Annotated in this window: 5 protein-coding genes; all 5 read left to right on the forward strand. The window is 35.2% G+C overall.

What is annotated here, in order from left to right:
- On the forward strand, positions 1-180 hold a 180-nt coding region (locus ABRT01_RS18105; RefSeq protein ID WP_367749156.1), incomplete at its 5' end, for a hypothetical protein.
- A gap of 369 nt (positions 181-549) precedes the next feature.
- A complete protein-coding gene (locus ABRT01_RS18110) occupies positions 550-1188 on the forward strand; it encodes a DUF443 family protein (protein WP_269410522.1) in 639 nt (212 codons plus the stop codon).
- 99 nt (positions 1189-1287) lie between these two features.
- Entirely contained in the window at positions 1288-1596 is a 309-nt protein-coding gene (locus ABRT01_RS18115; RefSeq protein WP_269410521.1) for a DUF4176 domain-containing protein, read from the forward strand.
- Between the two features lie 268 nt (positions 1597-1864).
- Positions 1865-2185 (forward strand): hypothetical protein, encoded by a 321-nt coding sequence (locus ABRT01_RS18120; RefSeq protein ID WP_269410520.1) that lies wholly within the window; start codon positions 1865-1867, stop codon positions 2183-2185.
- A gap of 38 nt (positions 2186-2223) precedes the next feature.
- The coding region (locus tag ABRT01_RS18125; protein WP_367749161.1) for a DUF443 family protein at positions 2224-2415 on the forward strand (192 nt) is incomplete at its 3' end.

The following is a 2415-nucleotide window of genomic DNA, read 5'->3' on the forward strand; positions in this document are numbered from 1 at the left end:
ACAGTCTTACCCGGACTCGGAACGATAATTGAAGGCGATACAAGGGTCAAATTCCTGGGCGGTTTTATAGAGTACTTGAAAGGCTACGATATGCTGGAAGATTATTTGGTTGATCATAAAGCAGTTGTGAAAAGGATGCCTTCAATGCTTGTCGATTATGTGAAACATCTGATTTCCTAAAAAAAATGGATATGATCAGCTGGATTTGGCAAAAGAACTGATAAAAACAGAGAAAGGTACTAATCTGTTAAATAAAATGGATCCAAAGCTTACCAAGAAAATATTAAATACCTTAAGAACCTCCGGAAAGTTTTTTCAGTATGCAAGGTATGCGAAATATACTGGAAAATACGTTGGTGGTTTAGCAAGTTTTACATTTTCTTTCAAAAAGGAGAAGCAGCTACACATGTGGAACAGCATTTGTGATAGTGAGGAAACAGCTTTATGGATGCTGCAGGAGAAGCACTCAAGAATCCTGTGATTGTATCTATCAATCCTTTTTCCTGATAGACAACATCAGATGTTAAAGAAAGGATACGATATTATTTTATGACAGGTGAAATAAAACATTTAGTGAACAATGAACGATATCGGATTTTAATAATTGACGGAGAAACCTATATCATGGATATAGAGAGTTCCTTTTGGAAGATTATTTTTCCATTTTTATTTTGGTTGCTCCCAAATCGCGTGTTTAAAGTTGAGGACCAGGCTCTTGTGGAACAGTTGCAGACCGAAGAGATGGAAAGGAAAGGTATTTCAGGTATGACCGCTATAGCAGGGATTTCCTATGCGGGCGGTATCTCCTTAGCCCCCTTAATGGATTACTTTAACGTTCCTATGTCTCCATTGGTCAATATATTGCTGTTGCTTCTTGCTGTAATATTGGTTGGTTTATTATATTTTTCCGCCAATTGTAACCAAAAACGGAAACTCAATGATGTTATTGTACTTGAAGCGCTACCCAAGAATAAAATATGGATTCGGCCAAGCTCTATTAAGCACTTTTTAAATGTATTGATGAGTTATATATTTTTTTTAGGCTTTAACATATTTGGCATTTTGGTATATTTACAATCTAGAAATGTTATGGTATTAATTATTGTATCATTATTGTTATTCGTGTTTTTACTAATCAATCGTAAAACGGTAAAAGAAGGAAATGCTACTGTAAAGGTTAAGAAATAGATGGTTATATAGAAAACGAGAAGATACAATGCTTTACTAAAAGATTAACGTTTGGATGACTTTTGTAAACGCAAATTAAATCGGTGGGGGAGAATCAAGATGTTACCTATTGGATCAATTGTATATCCGAGAGAAGGAACGAGTAAAATTATGATTCTGAACAGAGCTCCTATTCTTCCTTCAGAGGGCACTGAAGATGAGGGAATCTGGTATGATTATTCAGGGTGCTTTTACCCGCAGAGATTGAACCCCAACAATGTATATTATTTTAATGAAGAAAATATAGACGAAGTGGTCTTTGAAGGATTTAAGGATGAAGAAGAAGAACGATTTATTAAGATTTTCAAGGACTGGCAGGAAGAAGAAAAGCCAAACATAAAAAAAGGTATGGTTTCTGGTCCAGTGTAATAAAACAGAATGTACATGAAAAAGAAGCATGCAACTGGTATGCTTTTTTATATCGGATTTACATAGAATAATAGAGTTAATGGCTTTTATATCGCTTTTTTCGGAAAAGCCTCCAAAGAAGAAAACAATATTTTTAATGATCTCCACGTAAAATAGTGGAATTATTTCAAGGATTGTTTTATGACTTTGAGGAAAATTTGCGGCAGCATATTGATAATTTGGATCCGATGTCGATAACAGTGATTCCGCCATTATTAAGAGCAACTATTTGAAAGAGGTCAAAGAAGATATTAATAGATTTATCCTCGTTCAATGGTGTAGCGATGAAACAGATGTGAAAGAGATCATGCATCAAATTGAGACAGTGATGAGTAGTGCCAAAACGAGTGAAGGAACAGCACGGTTTACGGATTTTGAAGGTGCATCCCAAATTAGTGAGTTAGCGAAATTACATGATTATAATGCGGGTAAGAAAGAAGAACAGATGGAAAAGGCTAAGAATGCCAAGGATAGCGCGCTCAAGGAACTTTTCAAGAATCCAGGTGGGTCTATAGCTAGCGGTCTTAGTTCTTTGAATCCCTTTGCTTAATAGACAAGAACGAATGACGAATATTAGGAGATTGCTTTATGAAAGGCGAAGTACAACATTTAGCTAACAATGAACGGTATCGAATTTTGATAATCAAAGGAGAAACCTACATTATGGATATAGAACGACCCTTTTTTAAGATTATTTTTCCATTTTTCTTCTGGCTGCTTCCCAATTATATTTTCAAAGTTGAGGATCAGGCTGTTATAGAACGATTAAAGACCGAAAAA

It is taken from the genome of Lentibacillus sp. L22 (assembly GCF_040812445.1).
GTDB lineage: Bacteria > Bacillota > Bacilli > Bacillales > Amphibacillaceae > Lentibacillus_C > Lentibacillus_C daqui.

Bases quoted from the DNA above. Each gene is read 5' to 3' on its own strand.
- ABRT01_RS18110 (WP_269410522.1), top strand. From the start codon at position 550: ATGACAGGTGAAATAAAACATTTAGTGAACAATGAACGATATCGGATT.
- ABRT01_RS18115 (WP_269410521.1), top strand. From the start codon at position 1,288: ATGTTACCTATTGGATCAATTGTATATCCGAGAGAAGGAACGAGTAAA.